This window comes from Saccharopolyspora sp. NPDC045839, assembly GCF_056431645.1.
Genome location: NZ_JBWKKH010000031.1, coordinates 36,863 through 58,044, shown reverse-complemented (window position 1 = coordinate 58,044; position 21,182 = coordinate 36,863). Strand labels below are relative to the sequence as shown.

The 21,182-nt window shown below is 71.9% G+C and carries 17 protein-coding genes; 8 read left to right on the top strand and 9 right to left on the bottom strand.

Features of this window, described 5'->3' with window-relative positions:
* Positions 1 to 141: 141 nt before the first annotated feature.
* From AC07EQ_RS32840 to AC07EQ_RS32820, 5 genes are all read right to left on the bottom strand, one after another.
* Positions 142 to 1,092 carry an asparaginase gene (locus AC07EQ_RS32840; RefSeq protein WP_478391716.1) on the bottom strand — a complete coding sequence of 317 codons (951 nt, stop codon included), beginning with the start codon at positions 1,090 to 1,092 and terminating at the stop codon, positions 142 to 144.
* A complete protein-coding gene (locus AC07EQ_RS32835; RefSeq protein WP_478391715.1) occupies positions 1,089 to 2,525 on the bottom strand; it encodes an amino acid permease in 1,437 nt (478 codons plus the stop codon). Before AC07EQ_RS32835 ends, AC07EQ_RS32840 begins: the two co-directional genes overlap by 4 nt.
* A 5-nt stretch (positions 2,526 to 2,530) precedes the next feature.
* Positions 2,531 to 3,214: a FadR/GntR family transcriptional regulator gene (locus AC07EQ_RS32830; RefSeq protein WP_478391769.1), complete on the bottom strand. Its 684-nt coding sequence runs from the start codon at positions 3,212 to 3,214 to the stop codon at positions 2,531 to 2,533.
* Positions 3,215 to 3,539: 325 nt separating this feature from the next.
* Positions 3,540 to 4,385: a polysaccharide lyase family protein gene (locus AC07EQ_RS32825; protein ID WP_478391714.1), complete on the bottom strand. Its 846-nt coding sequence runs from the start codon at positions 4,383 to 4,385 to the stop codon at positions 3,540 to 3,542.
* Between the two features lie 5 nt (positions 4,386 to 4,390).
* Positions 4,391 to 5,929, bottom strand: coding sequence for an alkaline phosphatase D family protein (locus AC07EQ_RS32820; protein ID WP_478391713.1), 1,539 nt, complete (start codon positions 5,927 to 5,929; stop codon positions 4,391 to 4,393).
* A 184-nt stretch (positions 5,930 to 6,113) separates the two neighbouring features.
* On the opposite strand from AC07EQ_RS32820, the gene AC07EQ_RS32815 reads away from it, so the two are divergent.
* On the top strand, positions 6,114 to 6,575 hold the full coding sequence (locus AC07EQ_RS32815) for a YcxB family protein (RefSeq protein ID WP_478391768.1): 462 nt from the start codon (positions 6,114 to 6,116) through the stop codon (positions 6,573 to 6,575).
* A 102-nt stretch (positions 6,576 to 6,677) separates the two neighbouring features.
* On the top strand, positions 6,678 to 8,393 hold the full coding sequence (locus AC07EQ_RS32810; protein WP_478391712.1) for an NB-ARC domain-containing protein: 1,716 nt from the start codon (positions 6,678 to 6,680) through the stop codon (positions 8,391 to 8,393).
* A gap of 43 nt (positions 8,394 to 8,436) precedes the next feature.
* On the opposite strand, the gene AC07EQ_RS32805 is transcribed toward AC07EQ_RS32810, so the two are convergent.
* On the bottom strand, positions 8,437 to 9,276 hold the full coding sequence (locus AC07EQ_RS32805; RefSeq protein ID WP_478391711.1) for a helix-turn-helix domain-containing protein: 840 nt from the start codon (positions 9,274 to 9,276) through the stop codon (positions 8,437 to 8,439).
* 188 nt (positions 9,277 to 9,464) lie between these two features.
* Here AC07EQ_RS32805 and AC07EQ_RS32800 point away from each other — a divergent pair, with 188 nt between their 5' ends.
* From AC07EQ_RS32800 to AC07EQ_RS32785, 4 genes are all read left to right on the top strand, one after another.
* A complete protein-coding gene (locus AC07EQ_RS32800; protein WP_478391710.1) occupies positions 9,465 to 10,439 on the top strand; it encodes an aldo/keto reductase in 975 nt (324 codons plus the stop codon).
* 101 nt (positions 10,440 to 10,540) lie between these two features.
* Positions 10,541 to 13,201: a sugar-binding protein gene (locus tag AC07EQ_RS32795; protein WP_478391709.1), complete on the top strand. Its 2,661-nt coding sequence runs from the start codon at positions 10,541 to 10,543 to the stop codon at positions 13,199 to 13,201.
* A 239-nt stretch (positions 13,202 to 13,440) separates the two neighbouring features.
* Positions 13,441 to 14,031 (top strand): hypothetical protein, encoded by a 591-nt coding sequence (locus AC07EQ_RS32790; RefSeq protein ID WP_478391708.1) that lies wholly within the window; start codon positions 13,441 to 13,443, stop codon positions 14,029 to 14,031.
* 262 nt (positions 14,032 to 14,293) lie between these two features.
* The gene (locus tag AC07EQ_RS32785; RefSeq protein WP_478391707.1) at positions 14,294 to 15,514 is read left to right on the top strand and encodes a damage-control phosphatase ARMT1 family protein; all 1,221 of its coding nucleotides are present in this window, start codon (positions 14,294 to 14,296) and stop codon (positions 15,512 to 15,514) included.
* Between the two features lie 31 nt (positions 15,515 to 15,545).
* Here the strand turns inward: AC07EQ_RS32785 and lhgO are convergent, their stop codons facing one another.
* Positions 15,546 to 16,793, bottom strand: a complete 1,248-nt coding sequence (lhgO, locus tag AC07EQ_RS32780; RefSeq protein WP_478391706.1) for an L-2-hydroxyglutarate oxidase — start codon at positions 16,791 to 16,793, stop codon at positions 15,546 to 15,548.
* Between the two features lie 78 nt (positions 16,794 to 16,871).
* Here lhgO and AC07EQ_RS32775 point away from each other — a divergent pair, with 78 nt between their 5' ends.
* Both AC07EQ_RS32775 and AC07EQ_RS32770 read left to right on the top strand, forming a co-directional pair.
* Complete coding sequence (locus AC07EQ_RS32775; RefSeq protein ID WP_478391705.1) at positions 16,872 to 17,519, top strand: GntR family transcriptional regulator; 648 nt, start codon at positions 16,872 to 16,874, stop codon at positions 17,517 to 17,519.
* 150 nt (positions 17,520 to 17,669) lie between these two features.
* Positions 17,670 to 18,824 (top strand): PucR family transcriptional regulator, encoded by a 1,155-nt coding sequence (locus AC07EQ_RS32770; RefSeq protein ID WP_478391704.1) that lies wholly within the window; start codon positions 17,670 to 17,672, stop codon positions 18,822 to 18,824.
* Between the two features lie 65 nt (positions 18,825 to 18,889).
* Here AC07EQ_RS32770 and AC07EQ_RS32765 read toward each other — a convergent pair whose 3' ends face one another.
* Entirely contained in the window at positions 18,890 to 20,092 is a 1,203-nt protein-coding gene (locus AC07EQ_RS32765; RefSeq protein WP_478391703.1) for an amidohydrolase family protein, read from the bottom strand.
* Positions 20,089 to 21,075, bottom strand: a complete 987-nt coding sequence (locus AC07EQ_RS32760; protein WP_478391702.1) for an adenosine deaminase — start codon at positions 21,073 to 21,075, stop codon at positions 20,089 to 20,091. The genes AC07EQ_RS32765 and AC07EQ_RS32760 overlap by 4 nt, the downstream gene beginning before the upstream one ends.
* Positions 21,076 to 21,182 lie beyond the last annotated feature (107 nt).

Below are 21,182 nucleotides of genomic sequence, written 5' to 3'. Positions count from 1 at the left end.
AAGCGGGGGCGGACAGAGAAGTCCTCCCCCCCCTGGTGGAACCCCACCACCCACTTTTGCCCAAACAGTGTTGGATGTTGACCGGGACAAAGGGGGGGGTGTCCCCGCGGGGTCCTCCGGCGGCCACACCCCTTTGCGCTGTCAGTTCTTCAGGGCGTCGGTGACGGTCAGGCCGTCGCTGGTGAACCGGGCCGGCAGGCCCGGGTCGACGCCCGCGATCTCCAGCGCCGCGATGGTCGCCGGGAGGCGAGCGCGGTCGGAGCCGTCGGCGATCTTGAGGGCGATCGCGGTGCCGTCGGGCAGCGCGGCGATCTGCACCGCTTCGAAGCCGTCCTTGGCGATCAGGCCGGGCACCGCCGCCATCAGCGCCGTGGTGTCCCGGCGGGAACCGGCCACCATCTCCGGGTGCGCCCGGAATGCGTGCGCGACGGTGCCTTCCGGGCTGTCGGCAGGCGCGCTGGCGATGCGCCCGGCCGCGGTGGCCAGGCCGCGCAGCGAGACGGCGAACAGCGGCGCGCCGCAGCCGTCGACGGCCACGTTCGCGATCCGCTGCCCGGTCAGCTCCTCCACGGTGGACGCGATCTCGCGCTGCAGCGGGTGCGCTGGATCCAGGTAGTCCGATGTGGACCAGCCCTGCCGGCGGCTGACGTGCAGCATCGACGCGTGCTTGCCCGAGCAGTTGTGCGCCAGCCTGCTCGCCGGGCGGCCCGCGGCGATCCAGGCCTCCCGCTCGGCCGGGTCGAAGGGCAGGTCGGCCGGGTTGCCCAGGTCGGCCTCGGTCGACCCGCCCGACTCCAGCACCCGCAGCGCGCCGGCGAGGTGGATCTGCTCCCCGGAGTGGCTGGCGGCCGTGAGCGCCAGCAGGTCCGGCGGCAGCGAAAGGCCGAGCCGGACCATGGCGACCGCCTGCATCGGCTTGGCCGCCGAACGCGGGTAGCAGGCCGTTTCGGCGTCGCCGGCCTGGAACAGGATCGAGCCGTCGGGAGCGACCACCACGACCGAGCCGTGGTGGACGCTCTCGACGAGGCCGTCCCGCAGCACGTGCACCAGCGGCACGTGCGCGGGGACGCCGACCGGCGGGGTGCGGGTCATGCGTCGGTCTTTTCGAGCACCGAGGTGTCGATCTTGCCGCGGACCCGGAACCAGCCGATGACCAGCGCGATGATGATCACCGGCAGGGCCATCAGCGTGATCCGGCCGATCTCGTCGAAGGCCATCAGGACCACCACCGACGCGAGGAACACCAGCGTGACGATCTCGGTGTACGGCGAGAACGGCAGCCGGTAGCTCGGCCGGGTCAGCTCGCCGCGCTGCGCCTTGCGGACGAACAGCAGGTGGCAGACCACGATGATGGCCCAGGTGGCGAGGATGCCGATGGAGGCGAAGTTCAGCACGATCTCGAACGCCTCGGCGGGCACCACGTAGTTCAGCCCGACGCCGATCACGCAGACGGCGGCGGTCAGCATGATGCCGCCGTAGGGCACCTGGTTCTTGTTCATCACGGCGGTGAACTTCGGTGCGGAACCGGCCATCGACATCGACCGCAGGATGCGGCCGGTGGAGTACAGGCCCGAGTTCAGGCTGGACATCGCGGCGGTGAGCACCACCAGGTTCATCACGTCGCCGGCGTAGGGCACGCCGATGTGCGAAAGGACGGTGACGAACGGGCTTTCGCTCTTGCTGTAGGCGCCCCACGGCATGAGCATCGCCAGCAGCACGACCGAGCCGACGTAGAACAGGCCGATCCGCCACATGATCGAGTTGATCGCCTTCGGCATGATCTTCTCGGGGTTCTCGGTCTCACCGGCGGCGACGCCGACCAGCTCGACGGAGGCGTAGGCGAAGACCACGCCCTGCATGATCAGGACCAGCGGGATCACGCCGGCCGGGAAGATCCCGCCGTTGTCGGTGATCAGCTGCGGGCCGGGCAGGGTGCCGTCGATCGGATGCTGGGTGACCAGCAGGAAGATCCCGACGAACATGAACAGCACCAGCGCGGCGACCTTGATGATGGCGAACCAGAACTCCAGCTCGCCGAACAGCTTGACCGACACCAGGTTCAGGGTCAGCACGATCGCCAGCGCGATGAGCGCCAGCACCCATTGCGGGATCGGGGTGAACGCCGACCAGTAGTGCACGTACAGCGCGATCGCCGTGATGTCGGCGATGCCCGTGGTGGACCAGTTCAGGAAGTGCATCCAGCCCGCCGTGTAGGCGCCCTTCTCGCCCATGAACTCGCGGGCGTAGGAGACGAAGGAGCCGGAGGAGGGCCGGTGCAGGATCAGCTCGCCGAGCGAGCGCACGACGAAGAACGCGAACAACCCGCACACCGCGTAGGCGATCGCCAGCGACGGGCCGGCCTGCGCGAGCCGGCCACCGGCGCCGAGGAACAGCCCGGTGCCGATCGCGCCGCCGATGGCGATCATGTTGATGTGCCGCGCCTTCAGCGACTTGCTGTAACCAGCGTCGCCGGCGTCGGCCGGGCCGTCGCCACGCTGCGACGGCTGCAGGGTCTGGTCGGTCATTGGATTCAGCTATCCCCGTTCTCATCAGCTGCGGGCACCGCGGTAGCGGCGGACCCGACGATGTTGCTGAGCGTGCTTTCGACGTGGGTCAGGTGATGGGTCATCGCCGCGGCCGCGGCGTTCTCGTCGCGGACGCCGATCGCCTCCAGGAGCAGCCGGTGCTCGACGTTGGACGCCGGGCGCCGGTCACCGAGCTGGTTCAGCAGCGTCGACTGCTTCGCCAGCGCGTCCCGGATCTCCTCGATGACCTTCGCGAAGACCGGGTTGCCCGATGCCTGGGCGATGGTGATGTGGAACAGCGAGTCCAGCGCCACCCAGGCGGTGTTGTCGGTCTCCTGCTCCATCCGCTCCACCAGCTCGGTGAGCGTGTCCAGGTGGTCCGAGGTGTGCCGGCGCGCGGCGTAGCCCGCGGCCGGGACCTCGACGTGCCGGCGCGCTTCGAGGAGGTCGCGCGCCGAGTAGTGGCCGAACACGGGGTTCTCGACCGGCCGGTTCGACACCACGAACGTGCCCTTGCCGGTCTTCGACGCCGTGAGCCCGAGGGCCTGCAGGGCGCGCAGGGCCTCCCGGACGACCGACCGGCTGACCTCGAACTCCTTGCTGAGGCCGGCCTCGGCGGGCAGCTTGTCGCCCACCGAGTACTCGCCTCGCTCGATGGCGTCGCGGAGGGTCTCGAGGACCGCCTCCATCGCGCCGACTCGCCGGACGCCATGTCCGGCTGCCCGGCTGTCGGACAGGTTCATGGCACGAAAGGGTGAACGCGAACACGTTCTGTTGTCAAGCCTTCGTGCCGTTACGCCCGAAAAGGTGAAAAACGACCGTTTGATGCCGATGTGACGCTTATGTCCGGTATGGCTACTGCCCGGCCGAAATCCGGGGGACGCCACGTGAACCGAGCTCATCTCGACCGATACCATCCCGCCGCTGAGGTGCAGGTCTCCTGCGCGAACCGCAACGTACGGTAACCGGTCGTCGGCGCCCCGCGGCGATGGCCCCGGGGCGCAGCCTGCGACATCAGCCGCGCCGGGCGAACACCCCGATCGCGTCGTAGGCGATCCAGGAGCCCTCGTCCTTGTGCAGTTCGAGGACGTTCTCCCCGGCGCGGAAGAGCTCGGCCGGCAGCGGCCGCTCCAGGTAGGACGGCTTCAGCGGCGATCCGGCGGCGGTGCTGTCGCCCAGCGTCGAACCCTTCGTCGCGCCGCCCGCGAAGACCAGCCGGTCGACGGTGGTCCCGTTGATGCCGAGCACCGCGGAACCGGGGATCGTCGCGTGGCTGTCGATGAGCCACAGCGCCAGGTCCACGCCGGTGGTGGGCGCGGCGGCGAGGTCGAAGCGGAGCCGGAACCGGTGGTCGCGCCGGCCGGCCCAGGAGTCGGCGGGGCCGGGCTGCAGGTAGCTCCATGCCTTGCGCGGGTCATCGGTTCCGGGGCGGAAGTCGACGCCGTCCGGGAACGTGGCGGGATACCGCGAGTACCCGTCCGGGGACAGCGCGAACTCGAGCCCCTTGCCGTCGAAGTCGCCGACGACGACCAGCGGGATCCCCGACGCGCTCACCGACTCGCGGCTGGTGACCGGGATCGGCGCGGACGGCCGGGAACGCGAGCCGGCGGCGCCGACCGTCACCACCCGGTACGTCCAGCGCTGCGCGTCGCCGCCGAGCCCCTCGTGCTCGAAGTGCGGGTAGACGGTCTTGGCCAGCAGGGTCTCCGGTGAGATCCGCACGCCGGAGCCGGGTGCGCCGTGCACCGCGTAGTGGTCGACCACGGTGTGCCACGGAACCGGCGTCCAGTCGACGACGATCCGGGCGAGCTCGCCCCGGCCGCGCAGGCCGGTGACGGCGGGTGGGAAGGGTGCGCCCATCGGAGTCAGGCCTTCCTGTGCAGGCCGGGGCTGCCGGCGGGAGTGCTGAAGCGGGCGACGGTCTCGATCGGCGCGGTTGCGTCCGCCTGCACCCACGGGACGATCTTGAACTCGGACACGAGCTCCTCCGGCGTCATCCGGCAGTGCACGTACCCGCGGCGCCCGTCGTAGAGCTTGACGTAGGGGTGCTGCAACCAGTCCGCGGTGTACTTGTCGGTCGGCGCGCCGTCCCCGTCGGAGGCGATCGAGGTGCAGATCAGCTCCACCCCGACGGTGCGCGAGGCCGGGTCGGCGAAGTCGGCCTTGAGCTCGGCGGCGACATGCTTGTGGATGTCGCCGGTGAGCACCACCGGGTTGCTGGTGCGCCGCATCGCCTCGATCAGCCGGCCCCGCGCGGCGGGGAAGCCGTCCCACTGGTCGGTGCGGTCCTCGGTGATCGCCGTGACGGTGACGCCGTTGGCGATCACGTTCCACGTCGCGGGCGATCCGGCCATGCCGTCGTAGAGCCACCGCTCCTGCTCGCCGCCCAGCATCGACCGCTGCTGGGCGGGCAGCTCGAGGGAGTCGCGGAACTGGCGGGTGTCCAGCATGTTGATCCGGGCCAGCGACCCGACGTCGAACCGCCGGTGGACCCGGCCGTCGGGGCCGTTGGGCAGGGCCGCCAGCGACAGCGGCAGGTTCTCGTAGAACGCCCGGTAGGCCACCGCGCGGCGGTGCTCGAAGTGCTCCGGGGAGATGCCGTACTTCGAGCGGTCGGCGGTGTAGTCGTTCTGCACCTCGTGGTCGTCCCAGGTCACCAGCCACGGGGCGGCGGCGTGCGCGGCCTGCAGGTGCGGGTCGCTCTTGTGCAGCGCGTAGCGCAGCCGGTACTGCTCCAGCGTCTCGATCTCGACGCGGTGCTCCGGGCCCAGGGCGGGAGCGCCGCGCCGCCACAGGTTGCTCTCGGTGATTCCGTACTCGTAGATGTAGTCGCCGAGGAAGAACACCGCGTCCAGGTCCTCGCCGGCGAGGTGCCGGTGGGCGGCGAAGTGGCCGTGGTACCAGGCCTGGCAGGAGCCCGTCGCGAAGCTGAACGAGCCGGTGCGCCGGCCGGGCGCCGGCAGCGTCCGGGTGCGGCCCGCCGGGCTGAGCTGCGCGCCGACCCGGAACCGGTAGAAGTACTCCCGGCCGGGTTGCAGGCCGCGGACCTCGGGATGCACGGAGTGCGCGAGTTCGGGGGAGGCGATGACCGTGCCGCGGCGGGCGATCCGGCGGAACCGCTCGTCCTCGGCGACCTCGTACTGCACCGGGACCTGGTGCAATGGCATCCCGCCGTGCCCGTCGGCCGCGAGCGGCTCGGGCGCCAACCGGGTCCACAGCACCACCCCGTCCGGGCGGGGGTCGCCGGAGGCGACGCCGAGGGAGAAGGCGCCGTCGCGCAGCGGGCGGCCCGGGGTGGCCCCGGCGGCGTCGGGCGCCGCGATCCCCAGCGCCACCGTCGCGGAGGCGACGCCGGTGAGTTGCAGGAAGGTGCGCCGGTCGAACCCGGGGCGTGTCGAGGTCATAGTGCTCCGATCGGGGGTGCGTGATCGACAGCCTGATCGACGAAAGGGGACGAAAGGTGACGGCCGGATGACGGCGCGGCGGCCGAGACCCGTCCGGCGGGAGCGGTTGCGGCCCGGTTCCGTTCGCGGCGAGGACATTGTGGACGGTGCGGGCGGGTCGCAAGTCTAAGATGCGTCGGTGCAGATGTCCCTGGAGGTTCCCCACGACGTGCACCGCCTGCGGCGCACGATCCGGTTCCTGTCCCGTCCTTACGTGCTCCTCACCCGCATCCTGGGCGGGGTGCTCGCCTTCCTCGGTGTGGTCCTCGTCGTGCTGGACACCTCCTCGGCGGTCGGGTATGCGGCCGTCGCCGGCGGGCTGGCGGTGGTGTTCGCGATCGGGCCGATCATGGTCGCGGTGGGGATGCGCACCCAGGCCGCCGCCATCCAGCACGGGTACCGCCTGACGCTGGACGACGAGTGGATGCACGTCGCCTACCCGCTGGTCGAGTCGCGGTGCCGGTGGGCGGGGCTCGATCGCGCGGTGGAGACCCCCGAGGCCTGGTACGTGATGTTCGGCAAGGCGCAGGCCATGGTCGTCCCCAAGGACGTGATGACCCCGCAGCAGCGGGCCGAGTTCGAGGCTTTCGTCGCCGCACGACGCTGATCCGCCCGCATGGTGCGGGATTCCGCTCGCAGGCCATCGCCACGGCGCTAAGATCGTCGGCGGAACGTCGCATTGGGCCTGGTGGGATGGGGTGGGTGGCTCGTGGGCGATGAGGGCGAGACCAACAACGAGCAGAGCGGCACCGTGAACGGGCCGGTCGCTCAGGTCGGCAACGTCTACGGCGGCGTCCACTTCGGTGGGCGGCAACGGGATCCGGTGGTGCCACGGCAGCTGCCGTCGGCTGTCGCGTCGTTCGCCGGGCAGGCGGACGAGACAGCGGCGTTGAACGCGGCGCTGGCGGAATCCGCCCGCGTGGTGGTGATCTCGGCGGTCGAGGCGACGGCGGGCATCGGCAAGACCGCGTTGGCCGTGCACTGGGCGAACCAGGTGGCCGAGCGGTTCCCCGACGGCCAGCTGTACGCGAACATGCGGGGTTCCGACGCGTCCGACTGGCCGGTGCGGCCGGGCGACGTGCTGCGGAGATTCCTGAAAGCGCTGGGGGACGACGAGATCCCGTCGGACCCGGCGGCGCAGGCCGCCCGGTACCGCACGCTGCTGGCGGACCGGCGGGTCCTGGTGGTGCTCGACGACGTCCGCGACGCCGAGCAGGTGCGCCCGCTGCTGCCCGGCGGTTCTACCGCGTTCGTCGTGGTGACCAGCCGGAACCAGCTGACCGGACTGATCGCCGAAGGTGCCCGCTCGATCACCCTGGACCCGCTCGGCGCGGACGAGGCTCGCGAGCTGCTGGCCCGCCGGCTGGGCGACGACCGGTCGGCGGCCGAGCGGCAGGCTGCCGACGAGCTGATCGAGCTGTGCGGGCGGCTGCCGCACGCGCTGAGCGTCGTCGCCGCCAGCGCGGCGAGCGCGCCGTTGTCCGCGCTGGCGGCGGAATTGCGGAATTCGGTCGGCCCGCCGGGCGTCGGCGACCTGTCGACCAGGATGGCGGCGGTGCTCGAATGGTCCCGGGCGCGCAGTGCGCCACCACCGGTCGAGGGCGACTGGCGGAGCCGGGTCCGGGCTCCCGGCTGGGTGCGCAGCTCGAAGGTCCTCTTCGCGGCCGCCGCGGCCGTCACGGCGACCACGCTGTTCGTGTCCACCGGCATGATCGCCGCGTCCAGCTTCCTCGGGCTCGCGTACTTCCTGATCCGGTTCGCCCTGCTCTTCGCCGGGCTCGTGCTCATGGAGCGTCCCGGCGGGCGGAGCGTGATCGGCGCGGGGCTGGTCGTCGCGAACGCGGGCTACTGCCTCGTGGACGCGCTCGCCTCGATCCACGCCGAGGCCGATGTGTGGGTGTGGCTGGAGTTCTTCGCGGTGATCGCCTTCACCGTCCTGCTGGTCATGCGGTGGGCTCCGTTCGACGCGGTGCCGCGGCGGGCTCGCTTCGTGTCGCCCAGCCGGCGCCCGCTCGCCTACGTCGTGGTCGGGGCGGCCGCCGCGCAGTTCGTCATGCTCTTCGCCGGGATCCCGTACGAATACGGCAGCATGACCGTGATGGCCGGTGTCGGCGCGTTGGCGGCGCTGCTGCCCGTGGTGGCCATCGGCGGCCTGTGCTCGGTCACCGCGCTGACCGAGCCCGGCGACGAATCGCAGCGGACGTTCGTCGCCGCGACGGTCGCCGCGTACCTCGGCCCGGAACTGCTGCTCCTGCTCGGTTCGCTGCTGCTCGGGCCGCAGTTCACCTACCTCGGCGGTGCTTTCTGGTCCGACGGTCAGCTCGTCGGTTCCTGGGGTGTTTTCGCGTTCGCGCAAGCGGTCGTGGCGGCGGCGCTGCTGGCGTCGACGCTGGTGCTGCTGCGGCGCACCGCCGCGCGGGACTGACGTCAGCGATCCAGGCGCTCGGCGGCTTCACATCCGCTGTCAGCTAGCCGGTTGCCGGAGCCAGGTGACCAGCGCGCAGGGCTTCGAGCGCCTCGGCGGTTGCCGCGTCGGCTGGGAGGTGGACGACCAGGCGGTGATCGTCAGGGCCTGGGACGGCGAGACTTTCGTAGGCCAGGCGAATCTCACCGGCGATGGGGTGTGCCCACCGTTCGACGCCGGTCGAGGGCGGGAGGGTCGCTGCGCTCCCGAATCGGCGGCTGAACTCCGCGCCCGCCGTCACCGACAGCTCGTCGGCCAGCGCCGCCGGCATCAGATCGCCGAGATCGGTCGCCGCGCGCAATGCCGCGGCCTGCTCGTCCGCGACACGATCCCATTCCGGGAACGTCGTGCGCGCCCTGGCGTCGGTGAACACGAACCGCGCGAGGTTCGGCGGGTCGGTGTCGAGGATGCCGATCGGCGTCGCGAGCAGCCGGAATCCCTCGGTGTGGGCGAGGATGTCGGATTGCGAGTCGACGATGAACGCGGGGCCGGGCTCCAACCGGTCGAGCAGGGCGCGCAGGGTGGGGCGCAACGAGCGCACGGGCGCGGTCGCCTGCGGGCACACAGCTCCGTCGCTGAGCTTGACCAGGCGGTGCAGGTGCACGCGTTCCTCGGGCGAGAGGTGCAGGGCATCGGCGAGCGAGCCGAGCACCTGCCCGGATGGCCTGCGGTCGCTGCCGCGTTCCAGGCGCGTCAGGTACTCGACGCTGATGCCCGCGAGCGCGGCCAGCTCGGACCGGCGCAAGCCCGGGGTGCGGCGCGTTCCGAGCGACGGCCCGGCCTCGGGCGGTGCGGTCGCCTCCCGTCGGGCTCGCAGGAATTTGCCCAGCGCTTTGTCGGTCACGCGCCCGAGTCTAGGTGGCCGGGCGCGCGGTGGAAGCGGATCGGCCAGGAGACGGGCCCCGACAGGGCCTCCCTCTCGCAGCCGGTACGTAACAGCCTGGTGGGCATGAGTGCTTCCACCCGCATCGAGAACCTCCGAAGCCGAACCCGCGCCCGTCGTGCGGCGGTCGGCACGGAGGTGGTGTGACGATGCGATACCGCCTGTTCGGCCGAACCGGCCTGCGCGTTTCCGAACTCGTCCTCGGCACCATGGTCATCGACGATGCGCACGAGTGCCGGCGCATCATCGACGCCTACGCCGATGCGGGCGGCAACGTCCTCGACACCGCCTCGGCCTACGGCGAGAGCGAGAGCATCCTCGGCACGGTCGTCGACCGGCGCGACCGCTTCGTCATCGGCACGAAGTACACGTTGTCGCGGGATGCCGCCGATCCCAACGCCGCCGGTAACCACCGCAAGAACCTCGTGCTGTCGCTGGAGCAGAGCCTCCGCCGCCTGCGCACCGACTACATCGACATCTACTGGGTGCACATCTGGGACCGCCACACACCGGTGGAGGAGACCATGCGCGCCCTGGACGACGCCGTGCGAGCGGGGAAGATCCTCCACATCGGGGTGTCCGACGCGCCGGCGTGGGTCGTCAGCCGCGCGAACACGCTCGCGCAGTGGCGGGACTGGACGCCGTTCGCGGGCCTGCAGGTGCCCTACAACCTGCTGAACCGGGACATCGAGCGGGAGCTCCTGCCGATGGCGGAGGCGTTCGGGATGAGCGTGACGACGTGGGCGCCGCTCGCGGCGGGCGTGCTCTCCGGCGCGGTGGGCCGGCGAGTCGATCCCGCCGCGCTCACCGAACGGGACCGCGCGGCGGCCGACGCAGTCCGCAAGGTCGCCGGCGAACTGGGCGTCCGGCCGGCCCAGGTGGCGATCGCCTGGACCCGCAGCAAATCCCGGGCGGTGCTGCCCATCGTCGGCGCCAGCAGCGTCGAGCAGATCGTCGAGAACGTCGGCGCGGCCGACGTCGTCCTGCCCGCCGAGGCGGTCGAAGAGCTCGATGCCGCGGTGGAGTTCCGGCTCGGTTTCCCCGGCGACTTCATCGCCGAGTGCGAGCCGAGCCCGTTCGTCTTCGGCGACAACGCGACGAAGGTGGACGCCTGGCCGTCCTGAAGCGTGAGACGCGCTGCGCTGCGGCGTGTTTTCGGGTGCACGGCAAGGGCGTCCGTGCCATCCTCGGCGTCGCGTGATCATCTCGGCTGAGGAGTGGTTCGGTGCCATCGGTTCGTGCTGGTTCGGTTGTCGTGCTGACGGCTGCGCTGGGTGCCGGGGTGCTGGCGCCGCCCGGCTCCGCGCAGCCGGATCCCGCCCAGGACCTGGACGTCCTGTTCGTCGGCGCGCACCCGGATGACGAGGCATCGCTGCTGTCGACGTTCGGCCGGTGGCGCCACGACCACCAGGTGCGCACCGGCGTCGTGACCATCACCCGAGGTGAAGGCGGCGGCAACGCGGTCGGGCCGGAGGAGGGACCGGCCCTGGGCCTGCTGCGCGAAGGGGAGGAGCGGCACGCGGTCGGCGGCCTCGGCGTCACGGACGTGTACAACCTGGACGAGCCCGATCTGTACTACACGGTGAGCGCCCCGCTGACCGAACAGGCCTGGCACCACGACGACGTGCTCGCGAAGCTCGTCCGCGTCGTGCGCCAGACCAGGCCCGAGGTCGTCGTCACCATGGATCCCGCGCCCACGCCGGGAAACCACGGCAACCACCAGTACGCCGCACGGCTCGCGCTCGAGGCGTACCGCCAGGCCGCCGACCCCGCGGCGTTCCCCGAGCAGGTCGACGACGAGGGCTTGGCGCCTTGGTCGGTGCGCCGGGTGTTGTCGAACGCGGCCGGGGCGGAGGAGGAGGTCCAGGGACCGGACTGCGAGAAGCGCACCGCCCCGGCGGATTCGCCCGGACCCGAGTACTACGTGCACGGGATCGCCGGCGGCATCAACTGGGAGCAGCGGGAACGCGCCGCCGAACGCGAGTACAGGAGCCAGGGCTGGGCCGGACGGCCGGAGATCCCGGCCGATCCCGCGCAGATCGGCTGCGATCACCTCACCGAGATCGCCAACCGCGCGCCGCACGCGCCGGGTGCGCAAGGCGCGGACGCGCCGCTGCTCGGCGCGTTGCTGCCGATTCCCGGTGGCCTCCCGGTCGGCACCGGGCTGGCCGCGACCGCGGAGCGCCAGCGGATCACTCCGGGCGAGCGCACGCAGGTCGGCGTCGAGGTGACGGCACCGGCGGAAACGGCGCTGCAAGCGGGCCGGGTCGCGCTGGATCTGCCGCCGGGGTGGGAAGCCCGGGGCGACGGCGCGCACGGGACGATCGAACCGGGAGCGACCGCGCGAGTCGACTTCACCGTGACCGCGCCGCCGCGGCACGCCGCCGCGCGCGTGCCGGTCCCGGTGCGGATCGAAACCCCGCAGGGACGCGCGGAGAGCGAGCTGCGGTTCGACGTCGTGCCACCGGTGGTGGCGGAGCAGGCGCCGCTGCCGGGTGTCGCGGAGTTCCAGCGGTGGACGGAGCAAGCGCGATTCCCCCTGCTGGAGAACAAGGTCCCGCCGGTCCAGACCGTTCCGGCGCTCGGCGAGCGCGACGTTCAGGTGATCGTCCGCAACTACAGCGCGCAGCCCCGTTCTGGTGCGGTCCGGTTCGCGCCGCCGCCGGGATTCGACGTGCCGAACGCGGAGCAGCGGTTCGAGGAAGTCGGCCCCGGTCAAACCGCGTCGCTCACGTACGAGGTGCGCGGCACCGACCCCGGGACGCCCACCGGAATGCAGGGCGGCGACCACGCCTACACCTTGACCGCCCGCACCGACGACGCGACGACGAGCGAGACCACCGCGGCCCTCGAACTGGTGCCTGCCACGACGATCCCGCAGGCGGGCTCGGAACCGGTGGTGGACGGCGAAGCCGGACCGCAGGAGTACCCGGGCGCGCCGCTCGACGTATCCGCGCTGTGGGAGGGCGAGCAGTGCTCGGCTGCGGATTGCGCCGCCACGGCAAGGCTGTCCTGGCGCGGCGACAAGCTGTACGCACTGGTCGACGTCGTGGACGACGAGCAGGGTGCGTTGCTGGCTCCGGAGGACTGCAAGCGGCACTGGCGCACCGACGCGGTCGAGATCACCGTCGACCCGAAGGCGGATTCGGAGAACACGTCGAGCACGTTCAAGGTGGCGGTCCTGCCGTCCACCGGCGGGGCCGGAAATCCTTGCTACGCAAGGGATGCGGACAACCACCAGGGTCCGGGCGAGGAGACCGCACCGGGCGTGGAGCTCGCGTCGAAGCCCCGCGAAGGGGGTTACGCGGTCGAGGTGGCGATTCCGCTGCAGGACCTGCCGGGATCGGTCGATCCCCGGCGCCTGGGCCTGAACGTCCTGGTGTACGACTCGGACACCCAGGACCTCACCGGCCAGTCCCGGATCGGCTGGTCCACCTGGGGCGGCGTGCAGGGCGACCCGTACCGCTGGGGCCACGCGCTCCTCCAAGACCGGCCCGCGGGAGACCCGGCCCCGCCACCGGCCCCGGTGCTCCCGCTGGACGCGCTGTCCTCGGTGGACTCACTGGGGTCCGTCGAGCAAGCCCTCCGCCTGAACACCTCGCTGGGCGGTGCCCCGCCGGCGGGCGATTCGGCGACCCGGCTCACGAGCGCGCGAGCCGACGGAGGCGAGATCCACGCGAGCCTGGAGGCGAACGGCCCGGGGAAGGTCCACCTGTTCGCGGTGGACGCCGACGGAGCGGTCCTGGCGGACCAGGAGATCGAAGTGGACGGCCAAGGCGAGCGAACCACGACGATCGCGGTCCCGGGCGGCAAGCCGACGCGACTGCTAGCGGGATTCACCACCCCGACCGGAGCCACGGCGGCATCGGCAGCCGAGATCGGCTAGGCAGTGCGCAGAATCGCCACCCGGCCACCACCCGGCCGCCTACCGCGCCCCGGACGGCACCGGTCGGCCCGCAATTTCAATGGAAATCGAAGGTCCGATTTCCATTGAAATTGCGGAAGTTGTCCACAGCCGAGGTCGGTTGTCCACAGCCGTCGGCGTGTCGTGGCCTCGGTGAGTCCCCGGGTCTGTTCGGGGAAAGCCCTGATGTCCACGAGGCCGGCCCGGGCCAGTGTCGGTGCATGACGTTCGCACGTGCATGTCTGATCGCGGCACCGCTGTGCTTCGCCGGGTACGGTGTCGTTCGCCTCGTCGGGAGGATGGACGGGCAGTACGGCCCGGGTCTCGACTGGCAGCTCGCCCACCTCGTGAATCTCGTCGGCCTCGCGCTGTTCGTCCCCGCGGTCCTGGCGCTGCGACGCGAGCTGGCGACCCGAGGCCGGACCTTCTGGGCCGTCGTCACGTTCGTCGGCGTGGGCACTTCGGTCGTTCAGTTCGTGATCGACGTCGTGGCCGGACTGCTGGCGACGGACAAGGCCGGGATGCGCGCGATCAGCGCTGAGGTCAGCGCCATCCCAGGTGCGCGCGTCGTCTTCTACGTGGTCGGGCCGCCGTTGCTGTACGTCGGGCTGCTGGCCTTGGCGATCATGCTGGCCAGGGCGAAGGCGGTCGCGTGGTGGTGCCCCGCGCTCATCCTGGTCGGATCGATCCTGCCGGTCGTGTCGCTCGACCTGATCCCGGTCGGCGCACTGTGCGTCCTCGCCGCACTGGCCCCGCTCGCGGTCGGCCAACCCACCACTCGGCGCCGCGAGGCGGCCGCCGCTGGGACGTGACGGGGCCGCGCCCGGCCGGCACGCCCGGCTCGCGCAGCTGCTTCAAGATCTCCTCGGCCCGGTACCGCGCGAGATTGCTGCTTGCCGAGATGTACAGCCGCGGGCCGACCACGGCCGCGCTCCCCAGCTCTCCGGCGTGCGGATCGTTGCGCGTGACAACGTGAGTCGGAGCATTCGGCGGCGGCGCGGGTCGTGTCGGCGGGAACCCGCAGGTTGCCCCCGAACGCGCGACGCGGACGTCTGATGTGGACACTTGCGCCGCATGCGTAGGCTTCGGCGGGTGGACGGGCACGAGACGGGAGCAGTAGTGGGACCGGAAGCGCCGTTGATCACGATCGGGATGCCGGGTTCGTTCGCCTGGAAGGTGTTCCACGAACGCCATCCGGCGATGATCGAGCAGCTGTGCGCCGCGTTCCCCTACGGGGCGGACGTGCGGGACAGGCTGGCGGAGCTCCTGCGCGAAACGACCGGGGGAGTGGTCGAGCCGCTCGGCGATGACGCACCCGACCACGGCGTTTGGGCGGCCTGGGCGGCGGACCGGCTGGGCAGGCCGTGGTCGGACTGCTCGTTCCTGTGGGCGGAGAGCTACTTCTTCCGCAGGCTGCTCGCGGCCGTCGGCTACTTCGAGCCCGGGCCGTGGTGCGGGATCGATCCGTTCGCTCCGATGAAGGAAGCGGAGCTCCGCAGCGCCGGCACCGCCGAGGCGCTGGCGGCGCTGGACGCGTTGCCGGGGCTGAGCGAGGCGGATCGCGATGACACCGTGGTGCGGGCGGCGGTGTGGGGAAACCAGGCCGATCTCGCGTTCCGGATGTCGGCGGGCGCCGAGGGCGCTGCGGCCGGGTTGGTGACCGGCGACAGCGAGGTGTTCTGGTCGCTGTTCGGCGAGCCGGGCCCGGTCCACCTCGTCGCCGACAACTCCGCCGGCGAGCTGGCCGCCGACCTGGTGCTGACCGATCACCTGCTGGCGACCGGCCGCGCGGCCCGCGTCGTCCTGCACGTCAAGCCGACGCCGTACTACGTCTCCGACGCCACGCCCGCCGACGTCGTCGGCGTCCTGCGCCACCTGGTGGGCCTCACCGGGGAGGCGGGCACGGTCGGGCGGCGGATCTGGGACGGCCTGCGGGACGGGCGGATCGAGGTGCGCGCCCATCCGTTCTTCTGCGCGCCACTGGACTACCGCGCCATGCCCGCCGATCTGCGCGCCGAGCTCGCGTCCGCGTCGGTCACCATCATGAAGGGCGACCTGAACTACCGGCGCCTCGTCGGCGACCGGTACTGGCCGGCCACCACGCCGTTCGCCGACGTCGTCGGCCACTTCCCGTCCCCGGTGGTCGCGTTGCGCGTCCTGAAATCGGAGGTCGTGGTGGGCCTGGACGACGCGGCAGCCGCCGCGCTGGACGGCACCGGCGATGCCTGGCGGACCAGCGGCTCCCACGCACTCGTCCAGGCGGCGGTCCCCGGTGGTGCAGCGGTCACACGTTGACCGACGCGGTTGCGCCGCAAGGGATTCGCGGTCAGATGCCGGTCGGGGACTCGCGCACGTCCCGGGCGAGGTCGGCCAGCCCGAGCCGGTCGAAGGCTTCGGCGGCGATGTGGCTGCCGATGAGCAGGCTCGACGTCGCCGCGGGGGACGGGGCGTTGAGCACGTGGATCGCGCGCGGGGTGTGGCTGATGACGAAGTCGTCGACCAGTTCGCCGGTGGGCTTGACGGCCTGCGCTCGCACGCCGCTGCCGTGCCTGCGCAGGTCCTCGCCGTTGATCTCCGGGATCATCCGGCGGACTTCGCGGACGAACAGCGGCCAGACCAGCGAGCGGCCGATTTCCGCGAGGCCGTACCGCCAGTAGCGCCGGGCGAGCCCGCGCAGCGCGGGGTCGAGCAGCAGTTCGCGCAGCATGCGCGGGTCGACGTCGCGCCACCGGTAGCCCTGCCGCGCCAGGGCGGGCACGGCGTTGGGGCCGACGTGCACGGTGCCGTCGAGCATCGGCGTCACGTGCACGCCGAGGAACGGCAGATCCGGGTCGGGCACCGGGTAGACCGGGTTGTTGATCAGGCCGCGCCGGGCCGGGCGGATCTCGGCGTACTCGCCGCGGAAGGGCATGATCCGCACCGGCGGCCGGTGCCCGGTGGCCTCGGCGATCTTGTCGCTGTGCAGGCCGGCGCAGTTGACGATGATCCGCGCCCGCACCTCGCCGGTGGGGGTGTGGACGACGGTCCGGTCGCCGGCGGCGGCGAACGACCGCGCCGGCGAGTTCGTGCGCAGGTCGGCGCCGAGCCCGGCGAGCTCGGCCGCGAAGGCGCGGCACACCTGGCCGAAGTCGGTCATGGCGGTGTCGGCGACCGCCAGCGCGCCGACACCGGCGACGTGCGGTTCCCGCTCGGCGATCTCGCCGCGGCTCAACCGCTGCACCGTGACGCCGTTCTCCCGGCCCCGGGCTTCGAGCGCGTCCATCCGCGGCAGCTGCTCCTCGGCCGTGGCGACCACGATCTTGCCGGTGCGCTTGACCGGCACGCCGTGCTCGTCGCAGTAGCGGATCATCGCTTCGCCGCCGGCGCGGGCCAGTCGAGCCTTGAGGCTGCCCGGCGCGTAGTACAGGCCGCTGTGGATCACGTTGCTGTTGTGCCCGGACTGGTGGGCGCCCCACCGCGATTCCTTCTCCAGGACGGTCACGGAGGCATCAGGATGCGCGCGCAGCACCGCCCTCGCCGTTGCCAGCCCGAGCAATCCGCCGCCGATGATTGCGACGTCGACGTCACCGGACATCCGGGAACCTTCCCTTCGAATTGATCCGCAGCGAATGTATACAGTCGCTGCGGAGAGGGCAATGAGTATCCTGGCGCGGTGACTCGTGCAGCCCGGACCAGCAACAGCGCCGAGGTGATCGCCGCGCGGCTGCGGAAATCCATCCGGGGCGGCGAGCTCCTCCCCGGCACCCGCCTGGTCCAGGAACAACTGGCCGGCGAGCTTGAGGTCAGCCGCATCCCGCTGCGCGAGGCGCTGCACGCCCTGGCCGCCGAAGGCCTCATCGAGGTGCAGCCGCAGCGCGGCATGATCGTCGCCGAGCTCAGCCGCGACGACATCACCGAGCTCTTCGAGCTGCGCCTCCGGCTCGAACCGCACCTGGCCGAGGAGATCGTGCGCGGCTGCCGCGAACGCGACGTCGACGAGCTGCAGGCCATGTCCGATCAGATGCGCGAGAAGGGCGCGGACGCGGCGGGCCGCGCGTCCCTCAACTACCAGTTCCACCGCCAGATCTACGAGATGTCCGAGCGGCGGCTGGCGCTGCGCTTCATCGACCAGCTGCTGCACCTCGTCGAGCCCTACAGCCGCCGTTGGGTCCGCTCCGGGCGCGACCTGAAGCGCATCGACGACGAACACCAGACGATGGTCGACGCCCTCCGGGCTCGCGATGCGCAAGCGCTGCGACGCGTGATCACGGCCCACGTCGAGGGCGCCCGGGACCACGTCCTCGCCGCCCACGAGACCTGAGCATCGCGCGGCGTACCGGGCCCGTCACCGGCTGTTCAACACCGTCCACAACGGACTCGCGACGGCCCGCCGGAGCCGACCCGGCCTTGGCGCGGACCACGGGCTCCATGATGTGCTACCTCGGCGACCGACCGGAGTTGAGGAGAGACGATGAGGCTGCGCGAGCTGGTGCACGAGTTCGACCTCGGGTTGTCCGTCGTGGAAGCGGGCGCCGCCGGGCTCACCGGCGAGGTGCGCCGCGCCTACGTGACGGACCTGCCGGATCCGAGCCGGTTCCTGCTCCCCGGTGACCTCGTGCTCACCAGCTGCCTCTGGTACCGCGAGCCCGCCGACAGCCGGCCGTTCGCCGCCGCGCTGGCGCGCAGCCGGGCGGCCGGGCTGGTCGTCGGGCTGCTCGTCACCAGGGCGATGCCCGCGGGCCTGGTGGCCGCGTGCGCCGAGCTCGGCCTGCCGCTGCTGGTGATCGCCGAGGACCGGTCGTTCACCCCGGTCTGCGAGACCGTGCTGGCGGAGAAGCAGCGGCTTTCCCTGCGGCAGCGGCAGATCGCCGACCTCGTCGGCGTGCTCGGCTCGGACACCGCGGCGCCCGGCGAGGTGTCGGCGCACCTGCGGATGCTCGGCGCCGACCCGCACCTCCCGACGGTCGTGGTCGCGGCCTCGGCCGGCCCCGGCGACGGCCTGGCGGAGAACCTCGCCGACCTGCTGGCGGCCCCTGGCCGCCGCCTCCTCGTGCACGCCGACGACGACAAGACCGTGCTGCTGGTCAACGGTGCGGCCGAGCACCTCGACGGCGTGGCCGCCGAGCTGTCGGCGGCCGAACTGCCCGGCCGGAACCGGCTGCTGGCGGGAGTGAGCGAGCGGACCGCCAGCGTCAGCGACCTGGGTTCGGCGCTGGAGATCGCCCGCCGGCGGCTGCGTTCCGCGCGGGGCCACGGGCCCGGCCGGGCGCCGGTGGTGGTGTCCGGGTCGAAGGTCGATTCGCACGCCGTCCTGCTGTCGGCGTTGCCGGCCCGGCTGCGCCGCTCGTTCCGGCACCACATGCTCACGCCGCTGGCCGACTACGACGCCGTGCACGGCTCGGACCTGATCGGCACCCTCACGTCGTTCCTCGAATCCTGCGGTTCGTGGCAGCGCTCCGCCGAGGAGCTCCACGTGCACGTGAACACGCTCCGGTACCGGATCCAGCGCATCGAGCAGCTGACGGGCCGAAGCCTGTCCTCGATGCGCGACCGCGTCGACCTCTACCTCGCGCTCACCTGCCTGGACGTCGCCGAGAACAACCAGCCCGCAACGGGCACGGCCTAGTCGCACGAGGTTCGTGAGTGCTATTTCCGGCAAGAACCGGCTTCGGCACTCACGAGCCCGTGCGGTCAGGCCGGGAGTTGCCCGGCGACGAGGACGCCGCGGCAGACGACCGCGACGATGTTCTCCGGCGCCAGGTCGGCCGCCCGCTCCCAGGGCCGGCCGCGCAGGACGATGAAGTCCGCGCCCAGGCCCGACGCGATCCGCCCCGTGACGTTCCCGAGGCCCATCGAGGCGGCGGCGTCGGACGTGGCCGCGCGCAGCGCGGTCTCCGCGTCGAAGCCGAGGACCTCGGTCATCCGGACCACCTCGGTCAGCTGGTCGCCGAACTCGACGAAGTAGCCGCTGGCGTCGGTGGCGAGCACGAACCGCACCCCGGCGCGCGCCGCGGCCCGGAACAGCTCGTCGCGGCGGGCGACCAGCTCGGCGGCCTTGTCCCGGGCCTCCGCGCTCGCGGCGGCCTTGCCCCGCGCGATGATCTCGTTGATCAGCAGCGTCGGCCCGACCGGCGTCCCGCGCGCGGCCAGGACCTCCGCCTGCTCCGCGGTGAGCTCGGTGCCGTGCTCGATGGAGTCCGCGCCTTCCTCCAGGGCGATCTGGATGCCGATCTCCGAGTGCGCGTGCGCGGACACGAGCATGCCCAGCGCGTGCGCCTCGTCGATGGTCGCCCGGAGCTCCTCGCGGGTGTGGTTGCGCCAGCCGACCTTGTCGCCGATCGACAGCACCCCGCCGCTGGTGAAGATCTTGATACCGGTGAGCCCGGCCCGCGCCCAGGTGCGCACCAGCTTGCGGCACTCGTCGGGACTGTCGGCCAGCGGCGCCCGCTCCTTCACCGCGGGCGGGACGAACAGGTCGCCGTGGCCGGCGGTCATCCCGACCGGGCCGCTGACCAGCAATCGAGGCCCCGGCATGATGCCGAGTTCGAACGCCCGCCGCGCCGCGGCCTGCGCCTGGTCGCCCGCGAGGTCCCGCAGCGTCGTGACGCCCCGGCGCATCGCCTTCTGCGCGTTCGCGGCCGCGTGCAGCGTCTGCTCCTCGCGCGTGGTGACCAGCGGGAAGGTGAACGTGTCGGTGCCGCCGTCGCCCTCGCCGGCGAAGCCGAGCAGGTGGACGTGCGTGTCCACCAGGCCCGGCAGCACGCACAACTCCGGCCAGCGCTCCTCGGTGGCGGGGGTGACCTCCTCGATGCGGTCCGGCGCCCACGCCAGGTCGCTGACCCCGACGTCCCGGGTGCCGTCCCAGACCCTGATGCCGTCCAGCCGATGCGTCATGCGGTCACCTCCGCCTTCCAGCGGGCCTTCTGCTCCGCCGGGGCGAAGCAGGCGTCGAACGAGTTGCGGGCCAGCGTCGCGAGCTGCTGGTCGTCCAGGCCGAGTTCGCTGCGCAGCGCCGCGAAGTTGTCGTCGACGTAACCGCCGAAGTAGGCGGGGTCGTCGCTGTTGACGCAGACGAGCAGGCCCTCGTCGAGCATCGCGGGCAGGACGTGATCGGCCAGCTCGCCCACCACCCGCAGGGCCACATTGGACAGCGGGCAGACGGTGAGCGGCACCTGCTCCTCGCGCAGCCGCCGCACCAGCTTCGCGTCCTCCATCGCACGGATGCCGTGGTCGATCCGCTCGACGCCGAGCACGTCGAGCGCCTCCCACACGTAGTCGGGCCCGCCTTCCTCGCCGGCGTGCGCGACGCGGTGCAGCCCCTCGGCCGCCGCCATCCGGTACACCTCGCGGAACAGCGACGGCGGGTGGCCGACCTCGGCGGAGTCCAGGCCCACGCCGATGAACCGGTCGCGGAACGGCAACGCGGCCCGGAACGTCTCCTCCGCGGCATCCGCGCCGAGGTCCCGCAGGAAGCACAGGATCAGATCGGTCGAGATGTCGCGGGCGTCGTCCAACGCGCCGGAGAGACCCGCGAACACCGCCTCCAGCGGCACGCCGTTGCGCAGGTGGGTCTGCGGGTCGAAGAAGATCTCGGCGCGCCGCACGCCTGCCTGCGCGGCGCGCACCAGGTATGCGCTGGTGAGGTCGTAGAAGTCCTGTTCGGTGCGCAGCACCGGCAGGTTCGCGTAGTACAGGTCGAGGAACGACTGCAGGTCGGTGAACCGGTACCGGGCGCGCAGCTCGTCGATGTCCGTGGTCGGCAGCTTCACCCCGTTGCGCGCCGCCAGGCGGACCAGCATCTCGGGCTCCAAGGTGCCCTCGATGTGAATGTGCAACTCCGCCGTCGGCAGCATGAACGTGTCTCCTCCCACCGTCATCGCTCCACAGCCAACCGGAACCGCCCGCGCGCCGCTTCGGCGGATCGCCCAAGGTTTTCCCCACGTGCCCCGATCGGGCCTGCAACTTCGACACAGCACCGTAACGT

Bases quoted from the DNA above. Each gene is read 5' to 3' on its own strand.
- AC07EQ_RS32840 (WP_478391716.1), bottom strand. From the start codon at position 1,092: ATGACCCGCACCCCGCCGGTCGGCGTCCCCGCGCACGTGCCGCTGGTG.
- AC07EQ_RS32835 (WP_478391715.1), bottom strand. From the start codon at position 2,525: ATGACCGACCAGACCCTGCAGCCGTCGCAGCGTGGCGACGGCCCGGCC.
- AC07EQ_RS32830 (WP_478391769.1), bottom strand. From the start codon at position 3,214: ATGGAGGCGGTCCTCGAGACCCTCCGCGACGCCATCGAGCGAGGCGAG.
- AC07EQ_RS32825 (WP_478391714.1), bottom strand. From the start codon at position 4,385: ATGGGCGCACCCTTCCCACCCGCCGTCACCGGCCTGCGCGGCCGGGGC.
- AC07EQ_RS32820 (WP_478391713.1), bottom strand. From the start codon at position 5,929: ATGACCTCGACACGCCCCGGGTTCGACCGGCGCACCTTCCTGCAACTC.
- AC07EQ_RS32815 (WP_478391768.1), top strand. From the start codon at position 6,114: ATGTCCCTGGAGGTTCCCCACGACGTGCACCGCCTGCGGCGCACGATC.
- AC07EQ_RS32800 (WP_478391710.1), top strand. From the start codon at position 9,465: ATGCGATACCGCCTGTTCGGCCGAACCGGCCTGCGCGTTTCCGAACTC.
- AC07EQ_RS32790 (WP_478391708.1), top strand. From the start codon at position 13,441: ATGACGTTCGCACGTGCATGTCTGATCGCGGCACCGCTGTGCTTCGCC.
- AC07EQ_RS32785 (WP_478391707.1), top strand. From the start codon at position 14,294: ATGCGTAGGCTTCGGCGGGTGGACGGGCACGAGACGGGAGCAGTAGTG.
- lhgO (WP_478391706.1), bottom strand. From the start codon at position 16,793: ATGTCCGGTGACGTCGACGTCGCAATCATCGGCGGCGGATTGCTCGGG.
- AC07EQ_RS32770 (WP_478391704.1), top strand. From the start codon at position 17,670: ATGAGGCTGCGCGAGCTGGTGCACGAGTTCGACCTCGGGTTGTCCGTC.
- AC07EQ_RS32765 (WP_478391703.1), bottom strand. From the start codon at position 20,092: ATGACGCATCGGCTGGACGGCATCAGGGTCTGGGACGGCACCCGGGAC.
- AC07EQ_RS32760 (WP_478391702.1), bottom strand. From the start codon at position 21,075: ATGACGGTGGGAGGAGACACGTTCATGCTGCCGACGGCGGAGTTGCAC.